At 64.1% G+C, this 24887-nt stretch carries 30 protein-coding genes; 21 read left to right on the forward strand and 9 right to left on the reverse strand.

From position 1 onward, the window contains the following. The first annotated feature begins 2 nt into the window (after nucleotides 1–2). From ACSBOB_RS04465 to ACSBOB_RS04480, 4 genes are all read left to right on the forward strand, one after another. Nucleotides 3–782, forward strand: coding sequence for a succinate dehydrogenase iron-sulfur subunit (locus ACSBOB_RS04465; RefSeq protein ID WP_442581261.1), 780 nt, complete (start codon nucleotides 3–5; stop codon nucleotides 780–782). A gap of 110 nt (nucleotides 783–892) precedes the next feature. Continuing rightward, nucleotides 893–1360 (forward strand): hypothetical protein, encoded by a 468-nt coding sequence (locus ACSBOB_RS04470; protein ID WP_442581262.1) that lies wholly within the window; start codon nucleotides 893–895, stop codon nucleotides 1358–1360. Nucleotides 1361–1409: 49 nt separating this feature from the next. Beyond that, on the forward strand, nucleotides 1410–1859 hold the full coding sequence (locus ACSBOB_RS04475; RefSeq protein ID WP_442581263.1) for a DNA polymerase beta superfamily protein: 450 nt from the start codon (nucleotides 1410–1412) through the stop codon (nucleotides 1857–1859). A 55-nt stretch (nucleotides 1860–1914) separates the two neighbouring features. Next, the gene (locus tag ACSBOB_RS04480) at nucleotides 1915–2442 is read left to right on the forward strand and encodes a hypothetical protein (protein ID WP_442581264.1); all 528 of its coding nucleotides are present in this window, start codon (nucleotides 1915–1917) and stop codon (nucleotides 2440–2442) included. Between the two features lie 112 nt (nucleotides 2443–2554). Here ACSBOB_RS04480 and ACSBOB_RS04485 read toward each other — a convergent pair whose 3' ends face one another. After that, nucleotides 2555–3070: a hypothetical protein gene (locus ACSBOB_RS04485; protein ID WP_442581265.1), complete on the reverse strand. Its 516-nt coding sequence runs from the start codon at nucleotides 3068–3070 to the stop codon at nucleotides 2555–2557. A gap of 88 nt (nucleotides 3071–3158) precedes the next feature. On the opposite strand from ACSBOB_RS04485, the gene ACSBOB_RS04490 reads away from it, so the two are divergent. Next, complete coding sequence (locus ACSBOB_RS04490; RefSeq protein ID WP_442583632.1) at nucleotides 3159–3794, forward strand: YceH family protein; 636 nt, start codon at nucleotides 3159–3161, stop codon at nucleotides 3792–3794. A 53-nt stretch (nucleotides 3795–3847) separates the two neighbouring features. On the opposite strand, the gene ACSBOB_RS04495 is transcribed toward ACSBOB_RS04490, so the two are convergent. Continuing rightward, nucleotides 3848–4273 (reverse strand): OsmC family protein, encoded by a 426-nt coding sequence (locus ACSBOB_RS04495; RefSeq protein WP_442581266.1) that lies wholly within the window; start codon nucleotides 4271–4273, stop codon nucleotides 3848–3850. A 212-nt stretch (nucleotides 4274–4485) separates the two neighbouring features. Between ACSBOB_RS04495 and ACSBOB_RS04500 the strand changes: the two genes are divergently transcribed. The 9 genes from ACSBOB_RS04500 to ACSBOB_RS04540 all read left to right on the forward strand — a co-directional run bounded on the left by ACSBOB_RS04500 (nucleotide 4486) and on the right by ACSBOB_RS04540 (nucleotide 12515). After that, on the forward strand, nucleotides 4486–4701 hold the full coding sequence (locus ACSBOB_RS04500) for a hypothetical protein (protein ID WP_442581267.1): 216 nt from the start codon (nucleotides 4486–4488) through the stop codon (nucleotides 4699–4701). Then, entirely contained in the window at nucleotides 4698–5054 is a 357-nt protein-coding gene (locus ACSBOB_RS04505) for a YciI family protein (protein WP_442581268.1), read from the forward strand. The genes ACSBOB_RS04500 and ACSBOB_RS04505 overlap by 4 nt, the downstream gene beginning before the upstream one ends. 309 nt (nucleotides 5055–5363) lie before the next feature. After that, nucleotides 5364–5828, forward strand: a complete 465-nt coding sequence (locus tag ACSBOB_RS04510) for a DUF4126 domain-containing protein (RefSeq protein ID WP_442581269.1) — start codon at nucleotides 5364–5366, stop codon at nucleotides 5826–5828. After that, nucleotides 5825–7201, forward strand: coding sequence for an FAD-containing oxidoreductase (locus ACSBOB_RS04515; RefSeq protein ID WP_442581270.1), 1377 nt, complete (start codon nucleotides 5825–5827; stop codon nucleotides 7199–7201). The genes ACSBOB_RS04510 and ACSBOB_RS04515 overlap by 4 nt, the downstream gene beginning before the upstream one ends. Nucleotides 7202–7255: 54 nt before the next feature. After that, entirely contained in the window at nucleotides 7256–7720 is a 465-nt protein-coding gene (locus ACSBOB_RS04520) for a DUF6790 family protein (protein WP_442581271.1), read from the forward strand. 128 nt (nucleotides 7721–7848) lie between these two features. Then, the gene (locus ACSBOB_RS04525; protein WP_442581272.1) at nucleotides 7849–8748 is read left to right on the forward strand and encodes an FHA domain-containing protein; all 900 of its coding nucleotides are present in this window, start codon (nucleotides 7849–7851) and stop codon (nucleotides 8746–8748) included. 202 nt (nucleotides 8749–8950) lie between these two features. Further along, the gene (locus ACSBOB_RS04530; RefSeq protein ID WP_442581273.1) at nucleotides 8951–9913 is read left to right on the forward strand and encodes a sugar-binding protein; all 963 of its coding nucleotides are present in this window, start codon (nucleotides 8951–8953) and stop codon (nucleotides 9911–9913) included. 59 nt (nucleotides 9914–9972) lie between these two features. Then, complete coding sequence (locus tag ACSBOB_RS04535) at nucleotides 9973–11532, forward strand: sugar ABC transporter ATP-binding protein (protein WP_442581274.1); 1560 nt, start codon at nucleotides 9973–9975, stop codon at nucleotides 11530–11532. After that, nucleotides 11529–12515, forward strand: a complete 987-nt coding sequence (locus ACSBOB_RS04540; RefSeq protein WP_442581275.1) for an ABC transporter permease — start codon at nucleotides 11529–11531, stop codon at nucleotides 12513–12515. Before ACSBOB_RS04535 ends, ACSBOB_RS04540 begins: the two co-directional genes overlap by 4 nt. A gap of 66 nt (nucleotides 12516–12581) precedes the next feature. Here the strand turns inward: ACSBOB_RS04540 and ACSBOB_RS04545 are convergent, their stop codons facing one another. The 3 genes from ACSBOB_RS04545 to ACSBOB_RS04555 form a co-directional block, all read right to left on the reverse strand. Next, entirely contained in the window at nucleotides 12582–13022 is a 441-nt protein-coding gene (locus tag ACSBOB_RS04545; RefSeq protein ID WP_442581276.1) for a lysozyme inhibitor LprI family protein, read from the reverse strand. A gap of 12 nt (nucleotides 13023–13034) precedes the next feature. Beyond that, on the reverse strand, nucleotides 13035–13343 hold the full coding sequence (locus ACSBOB_RS04550; protein WP_442581277.1) for an MliC family protein: 309 nt from the start codon (nucleotides 13341–13343) through the stop codon (nucleotides 13035–13037). Between the two features lie 197 nt (nucleotides 13344–13540). Continuing rightward, a complete protein-coding gene (locus ACSBOB_RS04555; RefSeq protein WP_442581278.1) occupies nucleotides 13541–13813 on the reverse strand; it encodes a hypothetical protein in 273 nt (90 codons plus the stop codon). Between the two features lie 612 nt (nucleotides 13814–14425). Between ACSBOB_RS04555 and ffh the strand changes: the two genes are divergently transcribed. The 4 genes from ffh (at nucleotide 14426) to ACSBOB_RS04575 (ending at nucleotide 17622) form a co-directional block, all read left to right on the forward strand. Further along, complete coding sequence (ffh, locus tag ACSBOB_RS04560; RefSeq protein ID WP_442581279.1) at nucleotides 14426–16021, forward strand: signal recognition particle protein; 1596 nt, start codon at nucleotides 14426–14428, stop codon at nucleotides 16019–16021. 7 nt (nucleotides 16022–16028) lie between these two features. After that, the gene (locus ACSBOB_RS04565; protein WP_442581280.1) at nucleotides 16029–16409 is read left to right on the forward strand and encodes a chorismate mutase; all 381 of its coding nucleotides are present in this window, start codon (nucleotides 16029–16031) and stop codon (nucleotides 16407–16409) included. Between the two features lie 35 nt (nucleotides 16410–16444). Continuing rightward, nucleotides 16445–16837, forward strand: coding sequence for a 30S ribosomal protein S16 (rpsP, locus tag ACSBOB_RS04570; RefSeq protein ID WP_442581281.1), 393 nt, complete (start codon nucleotides 16445–16447; stop codon nucleotides 16835–16837). A gap of 173 nt (nucleotides 16838–17010) precedes the next feature. Further along, nucleotides 17011–17622 carry a LysE family translocator gene (locus ACSBOB_RS04575; RefSeq protein WP_442581282.1) on the forward strand — a complete coding sequence of 204 codons (612 nt, stop codon included), beginning with the start codon at nucleotides 17011–17013 and terminating at the stop codon, nucleotides 17620–17622. A gap of 6 nt (nucleotides 17623–17628) precedes the next feature. Here the strand turns inward: ACSBOB_RS04575 and ACSBOB_RS04580 are convergent, their stop codons facing one another. The 4 genes from ACSBOB_RS04580 to ACSBOB_RS04595 all read right to left on the reverse strand — a co-directional run bounded on the left by ACSBOB_RS04580 (nucleotide 17629) and on the right by ACSBOB_RS04595 (nucleotide 20498). Further along, a complete protein-coding gene (locus tag ACSBOB_RS04580) occupies nucleotides 17629–18567 on the reverse strand; it encodes an alpha/beta fold hydrolase (RefSeq protein ID WP_442581283.1) in 939 nt (312 codons plus the stop codon). 105 nt (nucleotides 18568–18672) lie between these two features. Then, complete coding sequence (locus ACSBOB_RS04585; RefSeq protein ID WP_442581284.1) at nucleotides 18673–19038, reverse strand: cell division protein ZapA; 366 nt, start codon at nucleotides 19036–19038, stop codon at nucleotides 18673–18675. A 6-nt stretch (nucleotides 19039–19044) separates the two neighbouring features. Further along, complete coding sequence (locus tag ACSBOB_RS04590) at nucleotides 19045–19317, reverse strand: DUF4164 domain-containing protein (RefSeq protein ID WP_442581285.1); 273 nt, start codon at nucleotides 19315–19317, stop codon at nucleotides 19045–19047. A gap of 185 nt (nucleotides 19318–19502) precedes the next feature. Then, the gene (locus tag ACSBOB_RS04595) at nucleotides 19503–20498 is read right to left on the reverse strand and encodes an aldo/keto reductase (protein WP_442581286.1); all 996 of its coding nucleotides are present in this window, start codon (nucleotides 20496–20498) and stop codon (nucleotides 19503–19505) included. A gap of 104 nt (nucleotides 20499–20602) precedes the next feature. Here ACSBOB_RS04595 and ACSBOB_RS04600 point away from each other — a divergent pair, with 104 nt between their 5' ends. The 3 genes from ACSBOB_RS04600 (at nucleotide 20603) to gap (ending at nucleotide 24811) form a co-directional block, all read left to right on the forward strand. Beyond that, nucleotides 20603–21502: a LysR substrate-binding domain-containing protein gene (locus ACSBOB_RS04600; protein ID WP_442581287.1), complete on the forward strand. Its 900-nt coding sequence runs from the start codon at nucleotides 20603–20605 to the stop codon at nucleotides 21500–21502. A gap of 100 nt (nucleotides 21503–21602) precedes the next feature. Further along, on the forward strand, nucleotides 21603–23594 hold the full coding sequence (gene tkt, locus ACSBOB_RS04605) for a transketolase (RefSeq protein WP_442581288.1): 1992 nt from the start codon (nucleotides 21603–21605) through the stop codon (nucleotides 23592–23594). 206 nt (nucleotides 23595–23800) lie between these two features. After that, entirely contained in the window at nucleotides 23801–24811 is a 1011-nt protein-coding gene (gap, locus tag ACSBOB_RS04610; RefSeq protein ID WP_442581289.1) for a type I glyceraldehyde-3-phosphate dehydrogenase, read from the forward strand. Nucleotides 24812–24887 lie beyond the last annotated feature (76 nt).

Genomic DNA, 24887 nt, shown 5'->3' on the forward strand with positions numbered 1-24887 from the left:
TCATGGTCGAACTCACCCTCCCCAAGAACTCAAAAATCCAGCAGGGCAAGACCTGGCCGAAGCCGGAAGGCGCGACCAATCTGCGCGAGTACAAGATCTACCGCTGGTCGCCGGACGACGACGAGAATCCGCGCGTCGACACCTATTTCGTCGACATGGACGATTGTGGGCCGATGGTGCTCGACGCGCTGCTGTGGATCAAGAACAAGATCGACCCGACGCTGACGCTTCGCCGTTCCTGCCGCGAAGGCATCTGCGGCTCCTGCGCCATGAACATCGACGGGTCGAACACGCTGGCCTGCACCAAGGGCATGGACGATATTTCGGGCGCGGTGAAAGTCTATCCGCTGCCGCATATGCCGGTGGTGAAGGATCTTGTGCCGGACCTCACCAATTTCTACGCGCAGCACCGGTCGATCGAGCCGTGGCTCAAGACGGTGTCGCCGGAGCCGGCCAAGGAATGGCTGCAGAGCCATGACGACCGCCAGAAGCTCGACGGGCTCTATGAATGCATCCTTTGCGCGTGCTGTTCGACCTCGTGCCCGAGCTACTGGTGGAACGGCGAGCGCTATCTCGGGCCGGCCACGCTGCTGCAGGCCTATCGTTGGCTGATCGATTCGCGCGACGAAGCCAAGGGCGAGCGGCTCGACAATCTGGAAGACCCGTTCCGGCTCTACCGCTGCCACACCATCATGAACTGTGCGCAAACCTGCCCGAAGGGTCTCAACCCGGCCAAGGCGATCGCCGAGATCAAGAAGATGATGGTGGAGAGGCACGTGTAGGCTTTCATGTTAGAGGCACTTACCTGAGCCACGGCGATTTTGTTCATGTTTTGTGTCGCCCCAACATTGTGCTATCCTCTTACACCGGAATCGATCTTTTGGGGTGTCAGATGGTGGCCAAACGCAACTCAGCCTCGTACACTAAGACCAAACTTTTCGACTTAACTTCTCAGATATTGTCAACAAAACCCGCTGGGGCCGGTGTTTTGTCGACAGAAATAGTCGATGAGTTTTTAAAAGATTTTGATTCCATGCCTAAAGAAGAAATCAAAGTCGTGTTGCGTGTTGGGCTTATGGTGTTAGCCGGGCGTGTGACGACAATGAATAAATCGCACCCCAATCAATTAGACATATTCGTCAGAGAGGGGCTGCCAGAGTTTGTTGATTTGCGCGTGCCTTCCGATGGCAAATTAAAGACACAGCGATTTGATGTTAGAAAGCTGACGCCAAACCAGATTGCGCGACACTCTCCACTTTCCAGTAAGAACAAACTCACATCAAAACGTGACAATCTGATCGAATGGGCTAAGCAGAGGATCGGGGCAGGTTTTGGCGATATTGCGGTTGAGCATTCGTAGAGACCTCTATGCACAAGCATATAGTGCTGGAGAATTCGTTCGACGTTGAATGCTGCTCGCGAGTATCGTCGATCCCGCGAAAGTATCACGCCATTATCTGGGACTCGCCCGTTCGCACATAATGCGGGTCGGCAGCTTCGGCGCCCAGGTGAAACTCAAGAAGCTGTTCTACCTTATCCGGCCGCTGGTGGCGCTGGACTGGATGGAGCAGCATGGTTTTGCAAAACTGCCGCCGATGAGCCTTCCCGAATGCCTGTCGCAGATGGACGTTCCCGTCGACACCGGCCTTGCCATTCGCGACCTGATCGACCGCAAGAGCCGAACGCGCGAAATGGGCACCGGACCGATCCCCGGCGCGATAGCCCGCTATCTTGAGGCGCGTTACGGGCATCATGAGATGAACATGCGGCGGGTGGCCAATGATGTTGCCCGGCGCGCGCGCGACCGCGCCAATGCCGAAGCCTTCTACAGAAAAGAAGTCGAAGCCGGTTTTCGGTAGCCACAAACTGTATTCATAGGTTATTCAAACCCTGTATTCGTATGGGGCTGCGGCGATGCACATTCTCCTGGCGATTCTCGGCGTATTGGGCGTGGGCGCCATATGGTGGTATCGCCTGAAATATATGAAGAATGCTGCCGGCGAGGTCGCCGACGTTGTTGGCCGGGTCAAGGGAAGCATCGGGCGTGGCAAGCTGCTCAACAAGGCGGCATTGTCTCCCATCACCGCGATCGACGACCCCATGACGGCCGCCGTCACCGTCATCATGGCCATCGCCTCGGAGGATGTGCCGGTTTCCCCCGCCCTGGAAGGCCGCGTCCGCAACGAGATCGAGGCGATCGGCGAACCGGACAACAAGATCGATGAAGCCTTGGTCTATGCCAAATGGGCCAGCGACCAGGTGGCCGATGTTCCGACCGTCATCGACAAGGCCGCGGAGTTGCTCAAGACTCGCCTCGACGAGCACGAGAAGGAGCAGTTGATGGCGATGGTGCTCGCGGCGGCGCCGCCGGCCGAACGGCATGCCATGTTCGCAAGGCGAATCGAGCAGTTGCGGCGGCGGCTGGGTCTGGTCGTCAAATGATAAAACGCTCCGCCGGCCGACTTGACGGTTAAACGCAGCCGGCGACCTTTCTTACTCGGCCGCATTGTCAAGTCCCGGCCAATGCGTCTCTGAAGCTCATACCGGCAGCGCTCTACCTCGTTCCCAGCCCGGTGGCAGGCTGGCTGACCGACGTCGGGCGGAATCGAAAGAGGGCCAAAATCCCCGCCGCTATGAACAGCAGGAGGACGGCGCCCTGCACGATGGCGAAAGGCGGCTCCGATCCCGTCGGCGCATATGCATGGAGCGGGGGCACTTTCAGGAACAATTGGACCACCAGCACGAACACGTTCAAATACAGCGACGCGACGGCGGTGACCACGTAGATGCCGCGCCATGACCCTTTCATGCGGCGCAGATATCGCGCCACCAGTGCCACGATCATGATCAGAGTCGAGACAATGCCCACTCCGATGGCCGGAGTGAAACCGTTGAAGGTGAACATGAAGCCTGTGAGTGTGGTGACCAGCGTCGTCGCGAGAAACACCGCGGTGAGCACGCTCATGCGGTTCGCCCCCATCATGCCGAACAGCACCACCAGCCCGGTGCCGATGCCGACCAGGCTGATGAGGACGTGAAACGTTTGAAGTCCAGAAACGCCGAAGAACATCGTATGCCTCCAACCAGTGGCGGGGCAGGTGACACCGAAACGGCGACCCTGTAAACAGCAAGCCTCCGAAATCGGCGATTTGGTAGAGATGCCCGAGACTTCCGACCTTCCCGTCCTCAATCCCGCCGAAGCCCGCGTGCTCGGCTGCCTGATGGAAAAGAAGGAGCTGACGCCGGATGTCTATCCGCTGACGCTGAACGCCTTGCAGGCTGCGGCCAACCAGAAGACTTCGCGCGAGCCGGTGATGGCGATGGAGACGGTCGAGGTCAACCGGGCGCTGGCTTCGCTGGAACAGAAGGGCCTGGTGCGGCGCGCGCTCGCGTCACGCGTTGACCGTTTCGAGCACCTGGCCGGACGGCAGTTCAGCCTCACCCAGCCGCAGTGTTCGCTGGTGGCGATGTTGCTGCTGCGCGGACCGCAGACGTTCAACGAGTTGTTCACGCGCACCGAGCGCATGGCCAATTTCCGCTCGTCCGACGATGTGCAGCAGGAACTGGACCTGCTGATCGGCCGCCGTCCGCCCCTGATAAAGGAGATCGGCCGCGCGCCCGGCCAGCGCGAGGACCGCTTTGCCCATCTGCTTGCGGGGGATGTGCAGGCCGCTCCGACCGCCGCGCCGGTGCGAACGTCGCCTACCAGCTCCGATCTCGAAGCCCGCGTGGCGGCTCTGGAAGAACAGGTCGCGTCACTGTCGGCACGGCTCGACGAACTCGTAGGCTTGTGATCTGTCGACCGTGGCGGCGCCGGAACCCGGCACCGCAATGTTGGTTCGGCCAATCAGCCGAGTTTGGCGTCGAGCGAGACGTTTATTGCGCCCAGCGCCCGCGACACCGGGCATTCACCCTTGGCCTTGTCGGCCAGTTCCTTGAATTTTTCCGCGCTGATGCCTGGCACTGTGCCGACGAGCGTGATGGCGCTGCCGGTGATGCCGGTTCCCGGGATCAGTGTCACTACCGCCTTGGCGTCGAGCTTCTCGGCGGGCGTGCCGTTTTCGGCGAGGAAGTGGGAGAGCTGCATGGCGAAGCACCCGGCATGGGCAGCCGCCAGCAGTTCTTCCGGATTGGTGCCGGACTTGCCGGTTTCGTCTTCGAAGCGGCTCTTGAACGAGTAGGGCAGGCTCTTCAGCGCGCTGCTCTGCGTATCGAGCGTGCCGGCACCTTCCTTGAGCGTGCCTTTCCAGACGGCGGTGGCGTGACGGTCCATGATAGTCTCCCAGGTTGCGTTTGAACGAGCCGCGCCTGGCGGCTCCCGGCAGGAACTATAGCGCGCGTCCATGACGGCGCCAGCGGCCCGTTTCCGAAAAGCACTCCGGGTCGGGCTCGGCGCCGAAAAATCCGCATGCAGAAATGTCGGCCTGCCGAGACGGCGTGCGTCCTGCGGGTGGCCGCGCGCAAGCGGTCGCAAGGAGTTTTCGCATGAATACGCTTTTCAATGCCTGCTGGAAGGGTTCTGACGACGGCGGCGACCAACGGAATGGCCGGCCGAGGCCTTCCGGCGTCGCCCGGCTTCTGGTGGCGTTCGGCCTGATTGCCGTCGCGATCGCCGCCCTCGACCAGGCGGCGCAAAAAGAGGCGGCTGATGACTCCCTAGTCTCGTTCTACACTTCAACCCGAAACGGAGAAGAGCGATGAAATATATCTGCCTGGTCTATGGCGCGGAAAAGGACCTTCGCGATCTGACGCCAGAGGGGTCGGCGAAACTCGATGCCTCCTCCATCGCCTACGACCGGTCGCTGGAAGCCAGCGGGCATCTCGTTATCGCCGAAGCTCTGCAGTCGGTGAAAACCGCGAAGAGCGTGCGACGGCGCAGAGGCAAGACGCTGGTCACCGACGGTCCTTTCGCCGAGACCAAGGAGCAGCTGCTCGGCTTCGTGATGATCGAGGCTGTGAATCTCGACCAGGCGCTCGATATCGCCGCCGGCATTCCGCTTGCCGAGATGGGCACCATCGAGGTCAGGGCGATCTATGACATTCCGGGAGCGTGATGGCTTGCGAGGCCGGATTGAGGGAGGCAGTCTTATCTGCGACCCGCTCCTTCGGGGGAACTCTCGAAGCGTGGATGGAACTGCCCCTCGGTATATATTCCGCGTACCGAAGCGTGTTCCGTTGGCGCGGATGAAGCGGTGACAAGCTGCGAAGATTTCCGGCTCCGTCGGCTCCTGTAGAAACCGTGCTCAGGCCTCGCCCTGTCACGTCGATTTCACCGATGACGGAATATTGCAGCGCGATGCGGCCAGCCGGTTGCGGGCGATGGGCCGGAGTGATGTAGTGCCGTCAAACGGGGACAAACCATCATGTCGATCTATCTTGCCGCGTTGCTTATCGGCGTCGTTGCCGGCCTGCGCGCCATGACCGCGCCGGCCGCGGTCAGTTGGGGGGCGGCGCTCGGTTGGCTGCCGGTGTCCGATAGCTGGGCGGCTTTCATGGGCTTTCGCTTCACGCCCTGGGTCTTCTCCATCCTGGCGCTGGTCGAGTTCGTCACCGATCAACTGCCGTCGACGCCCAGCCGAAAAGTGCCGATGCAGTTCGGCGCGCGGATCGTCAGCGGCGCCTTCTGCGGTGCTGTCATCGGCACGGCCGGAGGGTCGCTGATCGGCGGACTGATCGCAGGCGTTGTCGGCGCCGTCATCGGCACGCTCGGCGGGGCGGAAGCGCGCGGCCGGCTTGCCGGCATGTTCGGGCAGGACCGGCCGGCCGCGCTCATCGAGGACGTGGTTGCAATCGTGCTCGGGCTGGTGGCGGTCTCGGTCGTACTATGACCAGGAAATTCGACGCGATCGTCATAGGCGGCGGGCAGGCCGGCCCCTCGCTGGCGGTGCGCTTGGCCAATGCAGGCCAGCGCGTCGCCATGATCGAGCGAAAGTTCCTGGGCGGCACCTGCGTCAACACCGGCTGCAAACCCACCAAGACCATGGTGGCCAGCGCCTATGCGGCGCAGATGGCGCGGCGCGGCTCCGACTACGGCGTGGTGTTGGGCGATATCGGCATCGATATGCAGCGCGTGATGGCGCGCAAGGAGAAGGTGACGCTGGACTCGCGCAACGGCCTGCGCGACTGGCTGGCGACGACGCCAAACATCACGTTCATCGAAGGCCACGCGCGCTTCCGCGCGCCGGGCGAGATCGAGATCAATGGCGAGGCTCTTTCCGCCGGCAAGATATTCCTCAATGTCGGCGGCCGTGCAGCGGTGCCCGACCTGCCCGGTGTCGGCGACATCTCCTATCTCACCAACAGCTCGATCCTCGAACTCGACACGCTGCCGCGCCATCTGGTGGTGGTCGGCGGCAGCTACATCGGGCTGGAATTCGCGCAGATGTTCCGCCGCTTCGGCGCGCAAGTGACCGTCATCGAAAAGGGTCCGCGGCTGACCGGCCGCGAGGACGAGGATGTTTCGCAGGCGATCCACGATATCCTTGCGAAGGAAGGCATCGCCTTCCGGCTGAGTGCCGAATGCATCAAATTCCGGCGGCAGGACGACGATATCGCCGTCGGCGTCGACTGCACTGAGGGCGCACCTGAAATCATCGGCAGCCATGTGCTGCTGGCGATGGGCAGGCGGCCTAACACCGACGACTTGGGGCTGGAGGCGGCCGGCATCGAGACCGACCAGCGTGGCTACATCAAGGTCGACGACGAGTTGCGGACCAGTGCCGACACCGTCTGGGCGATGGGCGACTGCAACGGCCGCGGCGCCTTCACCCACACCGCCTACAACGATTATGAGATCGTCGCCGCCAATCTGCTGGACAATGATCCGCGCCGCGTCACCGACCGTTTCCCGTGCTACGCACTCTATATAGACCCGCCGCTAGGCCGTGTCGGCATGACCGAGGCGGAAGCGCGCAAGTCGGGCAAAAACTGCCTGATCGGCGGCATCGCGATGTCGCGGGTCGGCCGCGCCATTGAGCGCGGCGAGACCGAGGGTTTCATGAAGGTTCTGGTCGATGCCGACAGCCGCCAGATTCTCGGCGCGTCGATCCTCGGCGCCAGCGGCGACGAGGTGGTGCATGGCATCCTCGACCTGATGTATGCAAAAGCCAAGGTCGATACGCTGTTGCGCTCCGTGCCGATCCATCCGACCATTTCGGAATTCCTGCCGACGGTTTTTGCGGGCCTGAAGCCCTTGCAGTGAACGAGGAATCGGGGCCGGAACAAGCCGACTGAGCTGCGGGCTACCGGGGGAAAAATGTATCTCGTAGTCGTCCTTGGCCTGATGCTCGTACTGCCGGTCGGCTCGGTAGTGGCGGATTGCCTCCTGTCGCCGGCAGGCGCCGCGATCATGCCGCTGGTCGGAAAATGGTTCGTATTCTGGGCCGCAGGCGTGCGGCTGGTGCTTGCCGGGTTGCGCCAGTATTTCCAGCCGCAATTCACCGCGCGTGAAATCTTCGACATGAAGAGCGACGAGGCGCTGGTGCTGGTTCGCGAACTCGGAGTTTCGAATTTCTCGATCGGCGTGGTCGGCGTCGCTTCCATCTTCGCGCCGAGCTTCGTGCTGCCGGTGGCGATTGCGGCGGGCATTTTCTACGGCATCGCCGGCGCTCGCCATGTCATGGAGCCGGCGCGCAGCCGCAACGAGACCATCGCGATGGCCACCGACCTGTTCGCCTGCGTGGTGCTGGCGGCCCATGTGGCGTCGGCCCTGCTTGGCTGAAACCCGCGTGCCGGGAAGCGGTCGCCCCACCTGCGGGCTGGACCCCTGCCGGCAAACCGTCGCATAGTGGCCCGATACGAAGATGTCGTGATCAATCGGGGTGGGTTGGCGGGCGGATGTCGGCGGTTATGCGGGATGCAATCAGCGGCGAGGTCCATCGGCTCGGTGACATATCCCTGATCGGCCGCGGCGACACGGCGACCATCCGGCTGACGGACGCCAGCGTCTCGCGCCAGCATGCCGCTGTGCGCTACGAGGCGTCGAGATTCTGGGTAGTCGACCTCGGCAGCGCCAACGGCACCTTCGTCAACGGCGCGGCGCTGAACGCCGCCCGCGTGCTGCATCCGGGCGACCGGCTGCAGGTGGGCAAGGCCGTCCTGGTGTTCGAGGACACGGGCTCCGCGTCGATGAAGACCGAGGTGCTGAGCGACCGCACCCAGATTTCGCGCCTGCCGCCCGAGCCGGCGAGAAGTGCGCCGATGACCATTCTGGTCGGCGACCTGAAGGGGTTCACCGCGATCTGCTCGCTGCTGTCGCCCGCCCAGGTGGCCGACCTTCTGCGCGAATGGTACGCCGACTGCGACGCCATCCTGAAGCGCCACGGCGCCTCGATCGACAAGTTCATCGGCGATTGCGTGTTCGCCTACTGGCACGGCGTCGGGCCGGACATCCGCAGCCAGGCGCTGAAGGCGGCGCAGGCGCTGCGCACCGTCGAGGAGACGCCGGCGTCGCCGACGCGCCTGCTTCTCGGGGCCGCGCACGGCATTGCCATGGATTGCCGCATCGGGCTGCATCTCGGCCCGGTGGCGATCGGCTCGATGGGCAAGGGCATCAACACCGCGCTCGGCGACGCGGTCAACATCGCTTTCCGCATCGAGGGGCTGACACGGCTGGTCGACGAGCCGATCCTGATGAGCGCAGCATTTGTCGACGGGTTTCCCGGAGGAGGATTCCGTTCGTGCGGGCGGCACGAGGTGAAGGGCGTGGAGGAGGCGATCGAGGTCTTTGCGTCGCCGCCAACGCGATAGCGTGGTGCGCACCGAAGCGGCGATACTTCGGATGCAAGCAATATCCGGGCGCTTCGTCAGCCTTCTTCAAAGTGGCTGGTAATCGGCAAAAGGCTGGAGCAGTATATGCCCTGATGGCCTGGCCATTGCCCGGGAGGGGCTTAGAAGGCTTGGAAGTAAACCGCATGTCCGCGACAGCCGGGCATAATAGGAGGAGACATCTATGAAATTCAAACTACTGCTCGCCGCAACCGCGGCGGCTGGGCTGCTGCTTGCCGGGTCGGCAATCGCGCAGGAGAAGAAGCAACTCGCCATGGTCGTCAACGCATCTTCCGACTTCTGGAAACTGGCCGAGGCCGGTATCAAGAAGGCGCAGGGCGAGCTTGGCGACGGCTACGAGCTGCAGTTGCGCTATCCGGCGCAGGGCACAGCCGCGCTGCAGAACGCACTGATGGACGACCTCGTGGCCGGTGGTGTCGATGCCATCATGATCTCGTCGGCCGATCCCAAGAACTCGATCGACGCGTTCAACAAGATTGCCGCGCAGGTGCCGTTGTTCACCACCGATTCGGACGCCCCGCAGTCCAACCGCATCGCCTATCTCGGCTCGTCCAACACCTTGGCTGGCGTGCAGGCCGGCGAGGAAATGGTCAAGGCGATGGGCGGCAAGGAGGGCAAGTGCATGGGCTTCGTCGGCTTCCTCGACGCCGACAACGCCAAGGAGCGCATCGCCGGCTTCAAGCAGGCGATCGAAGGCAAGGGCATCACGCTGGTCGACGTCCGCGGCGACGACGTGGACTTCGCAAAGGCGCGCAGCAATGTGGACGACGTGCTGGTCGGCAATCCCGAGATCAACTGCATGGTCGGCTTCTATTCCTACAACCCGCCCAAGATCTACGAATCGCTGCAGGCCAATGGCAAGCTCGGCCAGATCACCGTCGTCGCCTTCGACGAGGATCCGGTGACGCTCGGCGCCGTGAAGGAAGGCTCCTTCGCGTCGACCGTCGTCCAGCAGCCCTTCGAATGGGGCTACCAGGGCATGAAGATGATGGCTGCCTATCTCGGTGGCGACAAGTCGATGGTGCCGGCGGACAAGCTGATCATCGTCCCGACCGCCGTCATCAACAAGGACAATGTCGATCAGTTCTCGGCCGATCTGAAGGCCAAGATCGCCAGCGCCGGCTGATCGATCAAACAGGAACCGGCGCGGCGACAATTGCCGCGCCGGTTCGACCTTCCCGCGCGATGAACACCCAAGCAGTTCCCATTATCCCGTCGTCGACCGAGCAGCCCTTCCTGCGGCTCGCCGGCGTGCGCAAGGCCTATCCGGGTGTCGTCGCGCTCGCCGGCTTCGACCTGGAGGTTCGTCCCGGCGAGGTGATCGGCATCGTCGGTGAGAATGGGGCCGGCAAATCCACGCTGATGAAGATTCTTGGCGGCGTCGTCGTTCCCGACGGCGGCACGATCGAGGTCGACGGCGTGCCCAGCCCGTCCTTCACGGTAACCGAATCGATCCGCGCCGGTATCGCCTTCGTTCATCAGGAACTGAACCTGTTCGACAATCTCGACGTTGCGGCCAATGTCTTCATCGGCCGCGAGCCGCGCAAATACGGCATCCTCAACATCGTCGACACCGAGCGGCAGCGCGCTGCCGTGGCGCCGATCCTGCGCCGGCTCGGCGCCAATTTCGGTCCGCAATCGCCGGTCCGTAAACTGTCGCTCGCCCAGCAGCAGATCGTCGAGATCGCCAAGGCGCTGAGCTATGACGCGCGGCTGATCATCCTCGACGAGCCGACGTCGAGCCTGCCCCTGCACGAGACCGAAAAACTGCTGGAGGTGATCCGCGGGCTGAAGGCCGAGGGCATCGCCGTCATCTTCATCTCGCACCGCCTGCACGAAATCGAGCGGGCCTGCGACCGGGTGGTCGTGCTGCGCGACGGCGAGTTCGCGGGCGAACTGGACCGATCGGAGGTCACCTACCAGAAGCTGGTGCGCATGATGATCGGGCGTGAGCTCAAGGTGGTGTACACGCCGCCGTCGCGCCCGCGCGGGGAGGTGGCGCTGTCGGCGCGCGGCATCCGCACAGCCGCCTATCCACGGCAGCCGGTGACGCTCGATCTGCACCGAGGCGAGATCCTCGGGCTGGCCGGGCTGGTCGGCTCCGGCCGCAGCGAGCTTGCCCGCGCTATCTTCGGCATCGATCCCATCTTCGGCGGCGAGGTCGCCTTCGCGGGCAAGGCGTTCGCCGTCAGGACCACCGGCGACGCCACGGCGCGCGGCATCTTCCTGGTGCCGGAGGACCGGAAGGGCGCCGGCATCCTGCTCGACCTGTCGATCGCCCAGAACATCACGCTGCCGAATCTCGGCGCTTATTCGCGCGGCGGCATCGTTTCGCCGGCAGCGGAGATCCGGCGTGGCGAGCGTAGCAAGACGGAACTCGACATAAGGGCACCTAACGTCAAGGTGCGCACCGGCGCGCTGTCGGGCGGCAACCAGCAGAAGGTGGCGCTCGCCAAATGGCTGGCGATGAACCCGCAGGTCATCATCCTCGACGAACCCACGCGGGGCATCGACATTGGCGCGAAGTTCGAGATCTACAAACTCATGCGCGGGCTGGCCGACGCCGGCGTCGCGGTGCTGATGATCTCCTCCGACATGGAGGAGGTGATCGGCGTGTCCGACCGCATCGCCGTCATGCACGAGGGCCGCATCTCCGGCACGCTGACGCGCGACCGGTTCAGCGAGGAAAACGTGCTGATGCTGGCCGTCGGCCGCGAAGTGGAAGAAACGGGAGCGCGCGCGTGAACAGGAAAGACCTCGGGCTTCTGGTCCTCGTCCTGGTGGTTGGCCTGTTCGTCTATCTGCGCAACCCGTTGTTCCTCTCCTCGAACAACCTTGCCAATACCGCCAATCTCATCGGCCTGTTCGGTCTGTTCGCCATCGGGCAAGGGTTCGTCATCATCACCGGCGGCATCGAGCTGTCGGTCGGCTCGATGATCGCGCTGCTTGGCGTGCTGTTCGTCGACATGGTCGGGCGCTTGGGCATTCCCTGGCCGATCGCCGCGGCCATCGTCATGGGGCTCGGCATCGCGCTCGGGCTCGCCCATGGCCTGCTGATCACAAAGCTGCGCATGCAGCCCTTCGTGGTGACGCTGTGCGGACTCTTGATCTATCGCGGCGTGGCGCGCGGCTATACGGCCGACGCCACCGCCGGTTTTCCGTTCGGCAGCACCTATCCGGGCCTCGACTTCTTCGTGGCGCGGCCCTTCGGCATCCCGACCTCGGTCTATGTGCTTCTCGTGGTCGCGGTCATCGCCTGGATCGTGCTGCATCGCTCCGTCTTCGGCCGCTACCTCTTTGCGGTGGGCAAGAACGAAGAGGCGGCAAAGTTCTCCGGCATCCGCACCGACCTCGTGGTGATCGCGGCCTATGTGATCTGCGCCGCCCTGACGGCGCTCGCTGCGATCTTCTTCGCCATGTACACGCGCTCGGTACAGCCTTCCGGCCACGCCAATTTCTATGAACTCTACGCCATCGCGGCGGCGGTGCTGGGCGGTTTTTCGCTGCGCGGTGGCGAAGGCTCGATCGTGGGCGTCATCCTGGGCACGATCCTGCTGCAGATCCTGCAGAACCTCGTCAACCTGCTCGGCATCCCCTCATCGCTCAACTTCGCGGTCATGGGCACGGTGATCCTCGTCGGCGTGCTCGTCGACCAGCAATGGGGCCAGTTCCGCGAGCGCAGACGCATCCGCGAGGCGGCGCGTTCGGCGCTCAAACCGGCGGAGTGACCGTGGATACTGCGCGGTTACGGAGATCTGTCGCCTGTGGCCTGAACGGCGAGATGGGCCTTGATCCTAAAGGCCCAGATTGCTCTTGATGTTCTTCAAAAACATCATCTGGGACGTGTAGGCATCGACCAGGCAGTCCAAATTGGCGCCGCAGGCGTTTCGCGTCTGGACGAACTTCGTCTGCGAGGACTTGACGTCCGCCACCGTGGCGGCTGGCGCCCCGCTTCCCACGATGGTGAAATACATGCCGGCCGTCTGCTCATCCAGATGGCTAAGATTGCTGTTTGCGCAGATCGCTTTATCGGCCGGAAGCGACGCCTGCTGGCAGTTGAACGATGCCGCATCGGCCCCGAATGTCATGGCGAGGACGCTGTACGAGGCGAGGATTGTCGGATGCGGGCGGGAAAAGACGCCCTGGACAAATCGGCGCATGATGGTTTCCCGCATTCCAGTGCGTTTCAGCGTCTCGAAGCACCTAAACATCACGCCAGCAAGGCGGCGATGCAACGGGCTGGATTTTTATTTTGTGTGGCAGGTTTCGGTTTTCCCCGCGTGGGTGAAGCTGGCGTCCTTGCCTTTGATCCAGAATTCCGTCGCGCCGTCGGCATAACGACCGCCATCGGCAGACATTGCCTGCGGCAGTGTGATGTCTCCAGACTGGCCGGCGAGATGCAATACCACACTGCCAGGGGTTGCGCCTGGTTCGGAGAAGACCGCGGTCAATCGCGTGCCGCCCGAACACTCGTAGCCGGCCTCGGTCGCATACGCCGCGCCGGTCATCGTGGCGAGCATTGCAAGCGTCGTCAGCGTCGTGGTTTTCCCGGTCATGTCTCATCGTTCCTTTTGTTCGAAGCACCTCGCCCGGGGCCAGAAGTGCGTGGCAATGCGCGGGCATCAGGCATCGTCGGCGTCTCCCGTTTCCGCGGTCCGGCCCGGGCGGTTGTCGGGACCGTCTTATCGGAAGCGGCGCAGCGGCGGTTATGGACCGAAGCCACGACCAATCCGGGCTGCGCCGGATCGCCGGGTCAGCCGCCGCCGTGTTCGTTGGCGTACTGGATACCCGCCTGGACTTGCGAAATCGCCTGTTCGACGAGCTGCATCGCCGTCTCGCGGTGGCCGCCCTTGTTCGGCGTCGCTTCCTTCAACGAGCCGAGGGCATCGTAGAGCGCCGAAATGGCGCGCTCCATGTTGCCCTGGTAAGCCTGCGCCGCGCTTGCCGAAGCGGCGACCGCGGAAGCCGTGACAGCGCCGGCCGCCGCCAGCTTGAGCAGTTCGCGACGAGATGTATTCTGGATCATGTCTTTTCCTTCAGGAAGTTGCCTGTCGATCGAGACGCGTTTCGAGCCTCGCGCTTATTGTTGGGGATCAAGAAAATATCCCGGCTCGACCTCCTAGCGTGCAATCTGCAAACAATATCTGAATATCGAGCGGCGCTTTCGACCGGTCTAACGTCATGCCATTGTTCCAGCATTGGCGATCGATTTCGACTGTGGATGTGAAAAGGAGCTTGCTTGATATCCGTCTGATTTGATCCGATTTTCCGATGGATACTTGCGCTTGGCTGGTAGCGATTTGCCCCAAACGGCCTTGGCCTGATCGTTGTGGCGGAACGATCCTTGGTGGAGCATTTCGTGGCTCGATCCGGCGGGCGGAGGCTGTCGAATGACATGTCAGGCTTGACTTTCGGCCCAAAATCCTGTCCAAGCCCACGAAATTCCGCGACGAGTAATCCTCCGAGCGGCCGACCGGGACGCCTGACCGTCTGAATCAGGACCGATCCCGGAGGCCAACATCCGGCAGCGCGATGCGCCCCCGGGTGCTTTTTGGTTTTGGCCGTTCGGTGCTTGGGACTTCGGCGAGAAGACACTACCTCTCGGGCACCATTGTGGCGCACGGGAAAAGGAAGACGGATGTTCGAGAGCCTACAGGAACGGCTTGGTTCCATTCTCAACGGCCTGACCGGCCGTGGCGCGCTGTCGGAGGCGGATGTCTCGGCCGCACTCCGCGAGGTGCGGCGCGCGCTGATCGAGGCCGACGTGGCGCTCGAGGTCGTGCGTTCCTTCGTCGACAAGGTGCGCGGCAAGGCCGTCGGCGCCGAGGTTCTGAAGTCGATCAAGCCCGGGCAGATGGTCGTCAAGATCGTCCATGACGAGCTGGTCGAAATGCTTGGCTCGGAAGGTCATACTATCGACCTCAACGCGCCGGCCCCGGTGGTGGTCATGATGGTCGGCCTGCAGGGCTCGGGCAAGACCACGACATCAGCCAAGATCGCCAAGCGGCTGATGGAGCGGCAGGGCAAGAAGGTCCTGATGGCCTCGCTCGACACGCGCCGGCCGGCCGCGCAGGAGCAGTTGCGCCAGCTCGGCGAGCAGACCAAGGTGGCGACCCTGCCCATCGTCGCCGGCCAGTCGCCGGTCGACATCGCAAAACGCTCGGTGCAGGCGGCAAAGCTCGGCGGCCACGACGTGGTCATCCTCGACACCGCCGGCCGCACCCATATCGACGAGCCGCTGATGGCCGAGATGGCCGAGATCAAGGCCGTCTCGTCGCCGCACGAGATCCTGCTGGTGGCGGATTCGCTCACCGGCCAGGACGCCGTCAACCTCGCCCGCTCCTTCGACGAGCGCGTCGGCATCACCGGACTGGTGCTCACCCGCATGGACGGCGACGGGCGCGGCGGCGCGGCGCTCTCTATGCGCGCGGTCACGGGAAAACCGATCAAGCTGATCGGCGTCGGCGAGAAGATGGATGCGCTGGAGGAATTCCATCCGCGCCGCATCGCCGACCGCATCCTCGGCATGGGCGACATCGTCAGCCTTGTCGAGAAGGCCGCCGAAAACATCGACGCGGAAAAAGCCGCGGCGATGGCGAAAAAGATGCAGTCGGGCAAGTTCGACCTGAACGATCTTGCCGATCAGCTGCAGCAGATGAAGAAGCTCGGCGGCATGGGCGGCATCATGGGCATGATGCCCGGCATGGGCAAGATGAAGGACCAGATGTCGGCGGCCGGCCTTGACGACAAGATGTTCGGGCGCCAGATCGCCATCATCTCGTCGATGACCAAGGCCGAGCGCGCCAACCCCGACATGCTGAAGCACAGCCGCAAGAAGCGCATCGCCGCCGGCTCCGGCACCGATGCCGCCGAGATCAACAAGCTGTTGAAGATGCATCGCGGCATGGCTGACATGATGAAGGCGATGGGCGGCAAGGGCAAAGGCGGCGGCCTGATGCGCGGCATGATGGGCGGGCTGGCCTCCAAGATGGGGCTGGGCGGCATGATGCCGGGCATGGGCGGAATGCCGGACCTGTCCAAGATGGATCCGAAGCAACTCGAGGCGTTGCAGAAGCAGGCAGAGGCGTCCGGGCTCGGCGGCGGCCTGCCGAAGAGCCTGCCGCCCGGCTTTCCTGGTCTTGGCGGTGGCGGGCTTCCCGGCCTGCCGGGCGGCATGAAACTTCCGGGGCTCGGCGGTCCGGGTGGACTGCCCGGCCTCGGCAAGAAGAAGTGAGGGGGAGATGACCGAGCAGAGCGCCTACGATCCGATTGCCGCCGGCTACAAGCGCGTGACCGATGCGCACGAAGCGCTGAAGGGATTTCGCGCTTCGATCGACAACATCGACGCCGCACTCATCCACATGCTGGCCGAGCGTTTTCGCTGCACACAGGCGGTCGGCGTGCTGAAGGCCACGCACGGGCTGCCGCCGGCGGACCCGGCGCGCGAGCAGCAGCAGATCGCGCGGCTGCGGCAGTTGGCGCAGGACGCCCAGCTCGATCCCGACTTTGCGGAAAAATTCCTGAACTTCGTCATCAAGGAAGTGATCCGCCACCACGAACAGATCGCCGCCAGCAACGGCGCGACTGCACCCGGCGCTGAGGGCGCCTCCACCAACGGCTGACCTCAGCCACCGAACCAGAACTTAGGAGTAAGAAAATGTCCCTGAAGATACGGCTGGCCCGCGCGGGCTCGAAGAAGCGTCCCTACTACCACATCGTCATCGCCGACGCGCGCAGCCCGCGCGATGGCCGCTTCATCGAGGCGGTCGGCGCCTGGAACCCGCTGCTGCCGAAGGATAGCGAGCGCGTGAAGCTCGACGGCGAGCGCATCACGCACTGGCTGGGCAACGGCGCGCTGCCGACCGACCGCGTCGCCCGCTTCCTCGATGAGGCCGGCCTGTCGAAGCGCGAGGCGCGCTCCAACCCGACCAAGGCGCTGCCGGGCAAGAAGGCCCAGGCCCGCCTCGACGCCATCAAGAAGGCGCAGGACGAGGCCGCCGCGGCAATCGCCGCCGCCACCGCCGCGCCGGCCGAGGGTGCCGCCTCCTGACCGCGGTCTCCTGCGGATAGTGAACCGACGGCGGGCCGAAAGCCCGCCGTTCGTGTTTCGACGCCGCGGATCGCCAACGGCGGAATGGCCGTATTCTTGTCCCTGTCACAATGCTGCCGCTGACGGCATGGCGCGACCGGGATAATTTCGCCTTCCGACAAGGAAGGACCGCCATGACGCTGACCGTGTTTTTCGCCTATTGCGCGGCGCATTTCGTCGCCGCCGTCACGCCCGGCCCGTCGATGCTGGCGGTGATCGCCACCGGCATCTCGCGCGGCACGCGGCGCGGCATCATGGTCGGGCTCGGCGTGGCGCTGGGCGACATGATCCTCGTCACCATCGCCATGTGCGGCCTGATCGCGCTGGCGCAGGCTTTTTCCATCGTCTTCCTCGTCGCCAAATATGTGGGCGCGGCCTACCTGATCTGGCTGGGCATCATGATGTGGCGTTCGGCCGGCACGATCGAGGCGGACACGGCGCAGCCGGCCGGCGGCGCCGAGCGTCCGTTCCTGCTCGGGCTGATGCTGGCGCTCTCCAATCCGAAGGCGATCCTGTTCCACGCCAGCCTGATGCCGTTGATCCTCGACCTGCGGACGCTGACGGCGGTCGACGCGCTGCTGATCATGGCGGTGGTGTTCAGCGTCAACGTGCTGACCATGAGCACCTATTCGGTGCTGGCCGGCGAATCCTCTGCCTGGTTCCGTACCGGCTCGCGGCTGCGCTGGATGAACCGTGTTGCCGGCAGTGCCATGATCGGCACCGGCGCGCTGATCGCCAGCCGATAGGCGCGGCTACGGCTTGGACGCTGGCAGGTCCGGGAGCGGAGGCTCGTCTTTCTGGTCCAGAAAATCCTTGATGATAGCGGCGGCGTCCTTGGGAAATTCCCAGAACATGTTGTGACCGGCGCCGGCAAAAACCTCGAAGCGGGCGTCCGGATAGGCCTTTTCCAGCTTCTCCTGGTGCGGCAGGTCGAACAGGCTGTCCTTCTCGCCCCATAGCACAAGCACCGGCGCTTTCACCTGCGAGGCAATCGGCGCGAGGTCGCCGGTCGCCGCCCCCCACAGCACCCCGATCCAGACGTTGATGGGCGTCGCGGCGCTTTCGGTGCGTTCGCGGGTGATGAAATCCTCGTCGACCGGGTTAGGATTGGCGTACCAGTCCTTCATGAACTGGCTGTTGGGGTCGATTGGCGCCTTGAGCTGGGTGACGTTGTCCCACAGCCAGGAGCCCGGACCGCTGCCGATCGCCGTGGTCGAGGAGACCAGCACCAGCTTGCCGACCTTGTCGGGATGCTCGGCGGCGAGCAACTGGCCAGTAAGGGACCCCAGCGAGTGGCCGACCACGTCGGCTTTGGCGAGGCCCATGGCGTCGAGGAACAGCGCGGCATCGTTGGCTAGGTCGGTGTAGGCATAACAGCAGGGCGGCGCGTCTGACTTGCCATGGCCGCGCATGTCGATCGCGAACAGGTGCCGGTGCTTCAGGAAAGGCGCGATCAGCGACCAGGAGCGGCTGTTGTCGGTATAGCCATGCAGCAGGAGAGTGGGCACGCCGTCGGTATTGCCCATCTCGGAATAGGCAAGCGTCAGGCCGTTGGGGAGTTTTACTGTCTTCTTGGCGTCTGCCCACTGGGCTTGCGTGGGGATCGGAATGTCCTCGGCCCAAGCCGAGGACATTCCGATCCCCACCGCCAGCAGCAGCGCCGCCGTCATTCGCAGAAGCAGTTGCCGCATCATGCCACTCCGCTCGTTGCGCGGGCTCGCCAGCACCCGCTACGCCAAAGTGTTGCAGAATGTAGGAATGCCGTCGAGGGGGAATTCCGCGGTGCGGAACCCGGCTCAATCCTTCTTGACGGCGAGTCTGCCTGCCAGCGTCTCCATGCGCTGGGCGAGGCCGGCAAGGGCGCCGGTGAGCGCGGCGTCGTTCTTGTCTGCCTTCATCAGCGCGTCGTCGCGCGTCTTGCGCAAGGTGACGATCTCGCTTTCCATGCCCTTCACGCGCTTCTGGAGCTCCGTGAGTTCATCCATCACCATGATGCCGGACATGACGGTGAGCCGCTGGTCGCCGATCTCGCCGAAGGAATCCTTGAGATGCGAGACGTAGCGGTCGAAACGCTGGGCGAGGTCGAGGAGATGCTCCTCCTGGCCTTCGTCGCAGGCCATGCGGTAGGTCTTGCCGTCGATCGAGACCGTCACCTGAGCCATGGGAACCTACCTGTCGAGAACCGCGCGGATGGTCTCCATCGCGGTCACCAGACGCCGGGACACTTCCTTATTGGCTTCTTCCAACCGCTCGGCGCGCGCTTCGGAGAGGTCGAGTTCCTGCGCCAGCCGGCTGCGGTCGGCGTTCATGCGCTGTACCTCCGCCTCCGCTTCGGAATAATCCTGCTCGTTTTCGAGCCGCGCGGCCGCCGCATGTTCGAGCGAGTCCATCGCCTTGCCCAGGCGGATGATGACTTCCCGCAGCGTTGCTTCCCCGGTCATGGCACCCGTCGAAATTCCGCCAATCCCCGAATCATTGACAGATAATAACAGTTTACCCGGGAAAGATTAGGCACCGTGTCAATTGTCAGTCAACAGACCGTAGAGCCTATCCCCCGTTAACCGGCGTAGCAACGCCCGAGGATCGGACGGAGAAGGCTCGAGGGCAGGGCGCCCGCCTGCTTCGTTCAGGCCTTCTCGCTGTCGAGCATTGCCATCTGCTCCGACGCGTAGCGCTCGCCGGATGCCGCGCCCTTCGGCATGGCCTGCTCGATCGCGGCAAGATCGGCTGCTGTGAGTTCGACCTTCAGCGCACCAATCGCTTCCGCCAGCCGGTCGCGGCGGCGGGCGCCTATCAGCGGGACGATGTCGTTGCCTTGCGCAGCCACCCAGGCGATTGTGATCTGGGCGACCGAGACGCCTTTCGCCTCGGCAACCGCGCGCAACGCTTCTACGAGGGCGAGGTTCCTGTCGAGGTTGTCGCCCTGGAAACGGGGACTATGGGCGCGAAAGTCGCGCTCGATCTTGCGATCCTTGCTCCAGTGACCGCTGATGAGGCCGCGCGACAGCACGCCATAGGCGGTGATGCCGATGCCGAGCTCGCGGCAGGTCTGCAGAATGCCGGTCTCGATGCCGCGCGAGATCAGCGAATATTCGATCTGGAGGTCTGCGATGGGATGGACTGCCGCCGCGCGGCGGGTCGTCTCGGAGCCGACTTCGGAGAGGCCGATGTGACTGATATAGCCGGCCTTGATCAGGTCGGCGATGGCGCCGACGGTGTCCTCGATCGGTACGTTCGGATCGAGGCGCGCCGGGCGGTAGATGTCGATGTGGTCGACGTTCAGCCGCTTCAGCGAATAGGCGACGAAATTCCTGATCGCCACCGGGCGGGTGTCGAAGCCGACGAAATTGCCGGCAGGATCGCGCATGCCGCCGAATTTCACGCTGATGATGGCTCCATCGCGCCGGCCGCCGGCAAGGGCCTCCGCGATCAGCATCTCGTTGTGGCCCATGCCATAAAAATCGCCGGTGTCGAGCAGATTGATGCCGACATCGAGCGCGGCGTGGATCGTGGCGATGCTCTCGGCGCGGTCGGACGGTCCGTAGAGATCGGACATGCCCATGCAGCCGAGTCCGAGCGCGGAGACGAGCGGGCCTGTCTTGCCCAATGGACGCTGTTGCATTGTGTTTTTCCTTTCGGTGTCAAATGCTGTCGGCCCTATATGCGCCCTGCCGTTTCGTGCGATAATCCGGGCAATGCGGAACAGTTTGTGCGGATTGGCGAACAATGGCGATACCCGACCTTGCGGATCTCGACGCTTTCGCCGCCGTGGCGCGGGCCGGCGGGTTTCGCGCCGCGGCGATCACGCGGGGTGGATCGGCCTCGTCGCTCAGCGAGGCGCTGCGGCGACTGGAAGCAAGCCTCGGCGTGCGCCTCGTGCAGCGCACGACCCGTAGCGTGACGCTGACCGAGGCCGGCAACCGGCTGCTGGAGCGGCTTGCGCCAGCTCTGGGTGAGGTCGGCGCGGCGGTCGATGCCGTCAACAGTTTTCGCGATAGCCCGATCGGTACGCTGCGGTTGAATGTGCCGACGGTGGTGGCGCGCATCGTGCTGCCGGCGCTGGTTACACGCTTCCTGCGCCAGCATCCGGATATCGTGCTGGAAGTCATGGCCGAGGATACGTTCATCGACGTGCTGGCGGCGGGCTTCGATGCCGGCGTGCGCTACGACGAGCGGCTGGAGCGCGACATGATCGCGGTGCCGATCGGTCCGCGCCAGCAGCGCTATGCCGCCGCCGCCTCGCCCGCCTATTTCGCGGCGCATGGCCGCCCGGCGCATCCGCGCGACCTGCTCGACCATGCCTGCATCCGCCACCGCTTTGCCAGCGGCGCCGCGCTGTCATGGGAATTCGAGCGCGACGGCGAGGTGGTCAAGGTCGTGCCGCATGGGCCGCTGGTCTCCAGCAACGGCGACCTGGAAATCGCCGCCGCGGTCGACGGGCTGGGCATCCTCTGCACCTTCGAGGGGTTCATTGCCGCCCAACTGGCCTCAGGCGCCCTTGAGCGCGTCCTCGACGACTGGCTGCCGCCCTTCTCTGGACCCTTCCTCTATTACCACAGCCGCCGTCACATGCCCGGACCGCTGCGGGCGTTCGTCGATTTCCTGAAGCGCGAGCAGCGAGGCTGAAGCACGCTCGGCAGGGCTGCGATTTGTTGACAGCGGCTTGGCACCTGTTATGTGTCCCGTGCCTTTGGGGCAGCCTGCCAGAACCCTCGGAGATCCCAGCATGACGAGCCGCGAAAAGCACGACCGCATGGCCAATGCGATCCGCTTCCTGTCCATGGACGCCGTCGAGAAGGCGAATTCCGGTCACCCCGGCCTGCCGATGGGCTGCGCCGACATCGCCACCGTGCTGTTCACGCGTTTCCTGAAATACGATCCGAAGAACCCCCATTGGCCCGATCGCGACCGCTTCGTGCTGTCGGCCGGCCACGGCTCGATGCTGCTCTATTCGCTGCTGTACCTCACCGGCTACGAGGACATCACGATCGACGAGATCAAGAATTTCCGCCAGCTCGGCTCCAAGACCGCCGGCCACCCGGAATACGGCCATGCCGCCGGCATCGAGACCACGACCGGGCCGCTCGGACAGGGTTTCGCCAACAGCGTCGGCATGGCGCTGGCCGAGCGCATCCTCAACGCGCAGTTCGGCGACGCGCTGGTCGACCACTACACCTACGCGCTGGCCGGCGACGGCTGCCTGATGGAGGGCATCAGCCAGGAGGCGCTGGCGCTGGCCGGTCACCTGAAGCTCAACAAGCTGATCGTGTTCTGGGACCACAACAACATCTCGATCGACGGCGCAGTGTCGCTGGCCGACTCCACCGACCAGGGTGCGCGCTTCGCCGCCAGCGGCTGGAACACGCTGGCCTGCGACGGCCACGATCCGGAAGCTATCGCCAACTGCATCGAGCTGGCAAAGAAATCCGACCGCCCGACGATGATCGCCTGCAAGACGACCATCGGCTTCGGCGCGCCGACCAAGGCCGGCACCAAGGCGGTGCACGGCTCGGCGCTCGGCAAGGACGAGATCGCCGCCACCCGCAAGGCGCTCGGCTGGGAGTTCGCGCCCTTCGAGATCCCGTCCGACATTCTCGACGCATGGCGGCTGGCGGGTCTCAACTCGGCCAAGAAGCGCAAGGACTGGGAATCCCGGCTGGCCGGAACCGGCGCCGACACGCGCGCCGAGTTCGAGCGCCGCATGCGCGGCGACCTGCCGGTCGGCTTCGACGAGGCGATCGCCGCCTACAAGAAGAAGCTGGCCGTCGACAAGCCGAAGGTCGCCACCCGCAAGTCGAGCGAGATGGCGCTGGAGGTCGTCAACGGGGTGGTGCCGGAAACCGTCGGCGGCTCGGCCGACTTGACCGGCTCAAACAACACCAAGACCAGCCAGACCAACGCGATCTCGGCCGGCAATTACGGCAACCGCTACGTCCACTACGGCATCCGCGAACACGGCATGGCGGCGGCGATGAACGGCATGACGCTGCATGGCGGCGTCATCCCATACGGCGGCACCTTCATGTGCTTCTCCGACTATGCTCGGCCATCGATGCGGCTGGCCTCGCTGATGGGCATCCGCACCATCTTCGTGATGACGCATGATTCCATCGGCCTCGGAGAGGATGGGCCAACCCACCAGCCGGTCGAGCACCTCGCGGCGCTGCGGGCGATCCCCAACCATCTGGTCATGCGGCCGGCCGACGCCACCGAAGCGGCCGAGTGCTGGCAGGTCGCGCTGGAGAGCACGAAGACGCCGTCGACGCTGGCGCTGACCCGCCAGAACCTGCCGGCGCTGCGCACGGAATTCAACGAGGAGAATCCGTGCCGGCTTGGCGCCTACGAACTCGCCACCGCCGACGGCGAGGCGGCTGTGACCATCTTCGCCAGCGGTTCCGAGGTCGAGATCGCGGTAGCCGCCCGCACGCTGCTGCAGCAGCACGGCCACCCGACGCGCGTCGTCTCGGTGCCCTGCTTCGAACTGTTCGAGGAGCAGTCGGAGGAGTACAAGGCGGCGCTGATCGGCAAGGCCAAGGTCAAGGTTGCGATCGAGGCGGGTATCCGCCTTGGCTGGGATCGCTTCATCGGGCTCGACGGCATCTTCATCGGCATGCACGGTTTTGGCGCGTCGGGCACGATCGAGCAGCTCTATCCGCATTTCGGCATCACCGCCGGGGCGACGGTGGACGCGGTCGAGAAGCGCCTGCACAAGAAATAGCCGCTTCACGGTCCTTCATCAGCGGTCTGGCGGCGCACCCATCATGCGCCGCCATGTCGCATGCCCCACGGGCGGAATAATGCGCTGTACCAGCAGCTAATCGATTTAAATTCGCCCTTCCGGCATATGGATTCTTTGTCCGCCCGACGCTAAGAAGCGGGCGGCACCAACCGTAGCCGCGCCTTTACCGCGACAGGAGGAATTTCATGACCGTCAGAGTTGCCATCAACGGATTCGGCCGCATCGGCCGCAACATCGTGCGCGCCATCTATGAGTCCGGCCGCAAGGACATCGACGTCGTGGCCGTCAACGATCTCGGCCCGGTCGAGACCAATGCGCACCTGCTGCGCTTCGACAGCGTGCACGGGAAATTCCCGCACGAGGTCAAGGTCGAAGGCGACATGATCAATGTCGGCAAGGAGAAGTTCAAGGTGCTGGCGGTGCGCGACCCGGCGCAGCTTCCGTGGAAGGAACTCGGCGTCGACATCGCGCTGGAATGCACCGGCATCTTCACGGCCCGTGACAAGGCTGCCGCGCATCTGGCCGCCGGCGCCAAGCGCGTCATCGTCTCGGCCCCCGCCGACGGCGCCGACCTGACGGTCGTCTACGGCATCAACCACGACCAGCTGACCAAGGACCACCTGGTCATCTCGAATGCGTCGTGCACGACCAACTGCCTGGCGCCGCTCGCCGCCGTGCTGCATGACGCGGTCGGCATCGAGAAGGGAATGATGACCACCATCCATTCCTACACCGGCGACCAGCCGACGCTCGACACCATGCACAAGGACCTCTACCGCGCCCGCGCCGCGGCGCTGTCGCAGATCCCGACCTCGACGGGCGCCGCCAAGGCGATCGGCCTCGTGCTGCCGGCCCTCAAAGGCAAGCTCGACGGCATCTCGATCCGCGTGCCGACGCCGAACGTCTCGGTCGTCGACTTCAAGTTCATCGCCAGCCGCAACACGACCGTGCAGGAGATCAACGACGCGGTGATCGCGGCCTCGAACGGTAAGCTCAAGGGCATCCTGGCGGTCACCGCGCATCCGAACGTCTCGATCGACTTCAACCACGACCCGCATTCCTCGACGCTGGCGCTCGACCAGACCAAGGTGATGGACGGCAATTTCGTCTCGGTTCTCTCCTGGTACGACAATGAATGGGGCTTCTCCAACCGCATGGCCGACACCGCCGTCGCCTTCGGTAAGGTCATCGCCTAACTGCCGATACCCATTTGCAAATTCGCAGCGCCCGGCCTCGTCCGGGCGTTTTTCGTTTTGCCGGAATGTTTGCGGC

This window comes from Mesorhizobium sp. KACC 23794 (assembly GCF_052180275.1).
Classification (GTDB): Bacteria; Pseudomonadota; Alphaproteobacteria; order Rhizobiales; family Rhizobiaceae; genus Kumtagia.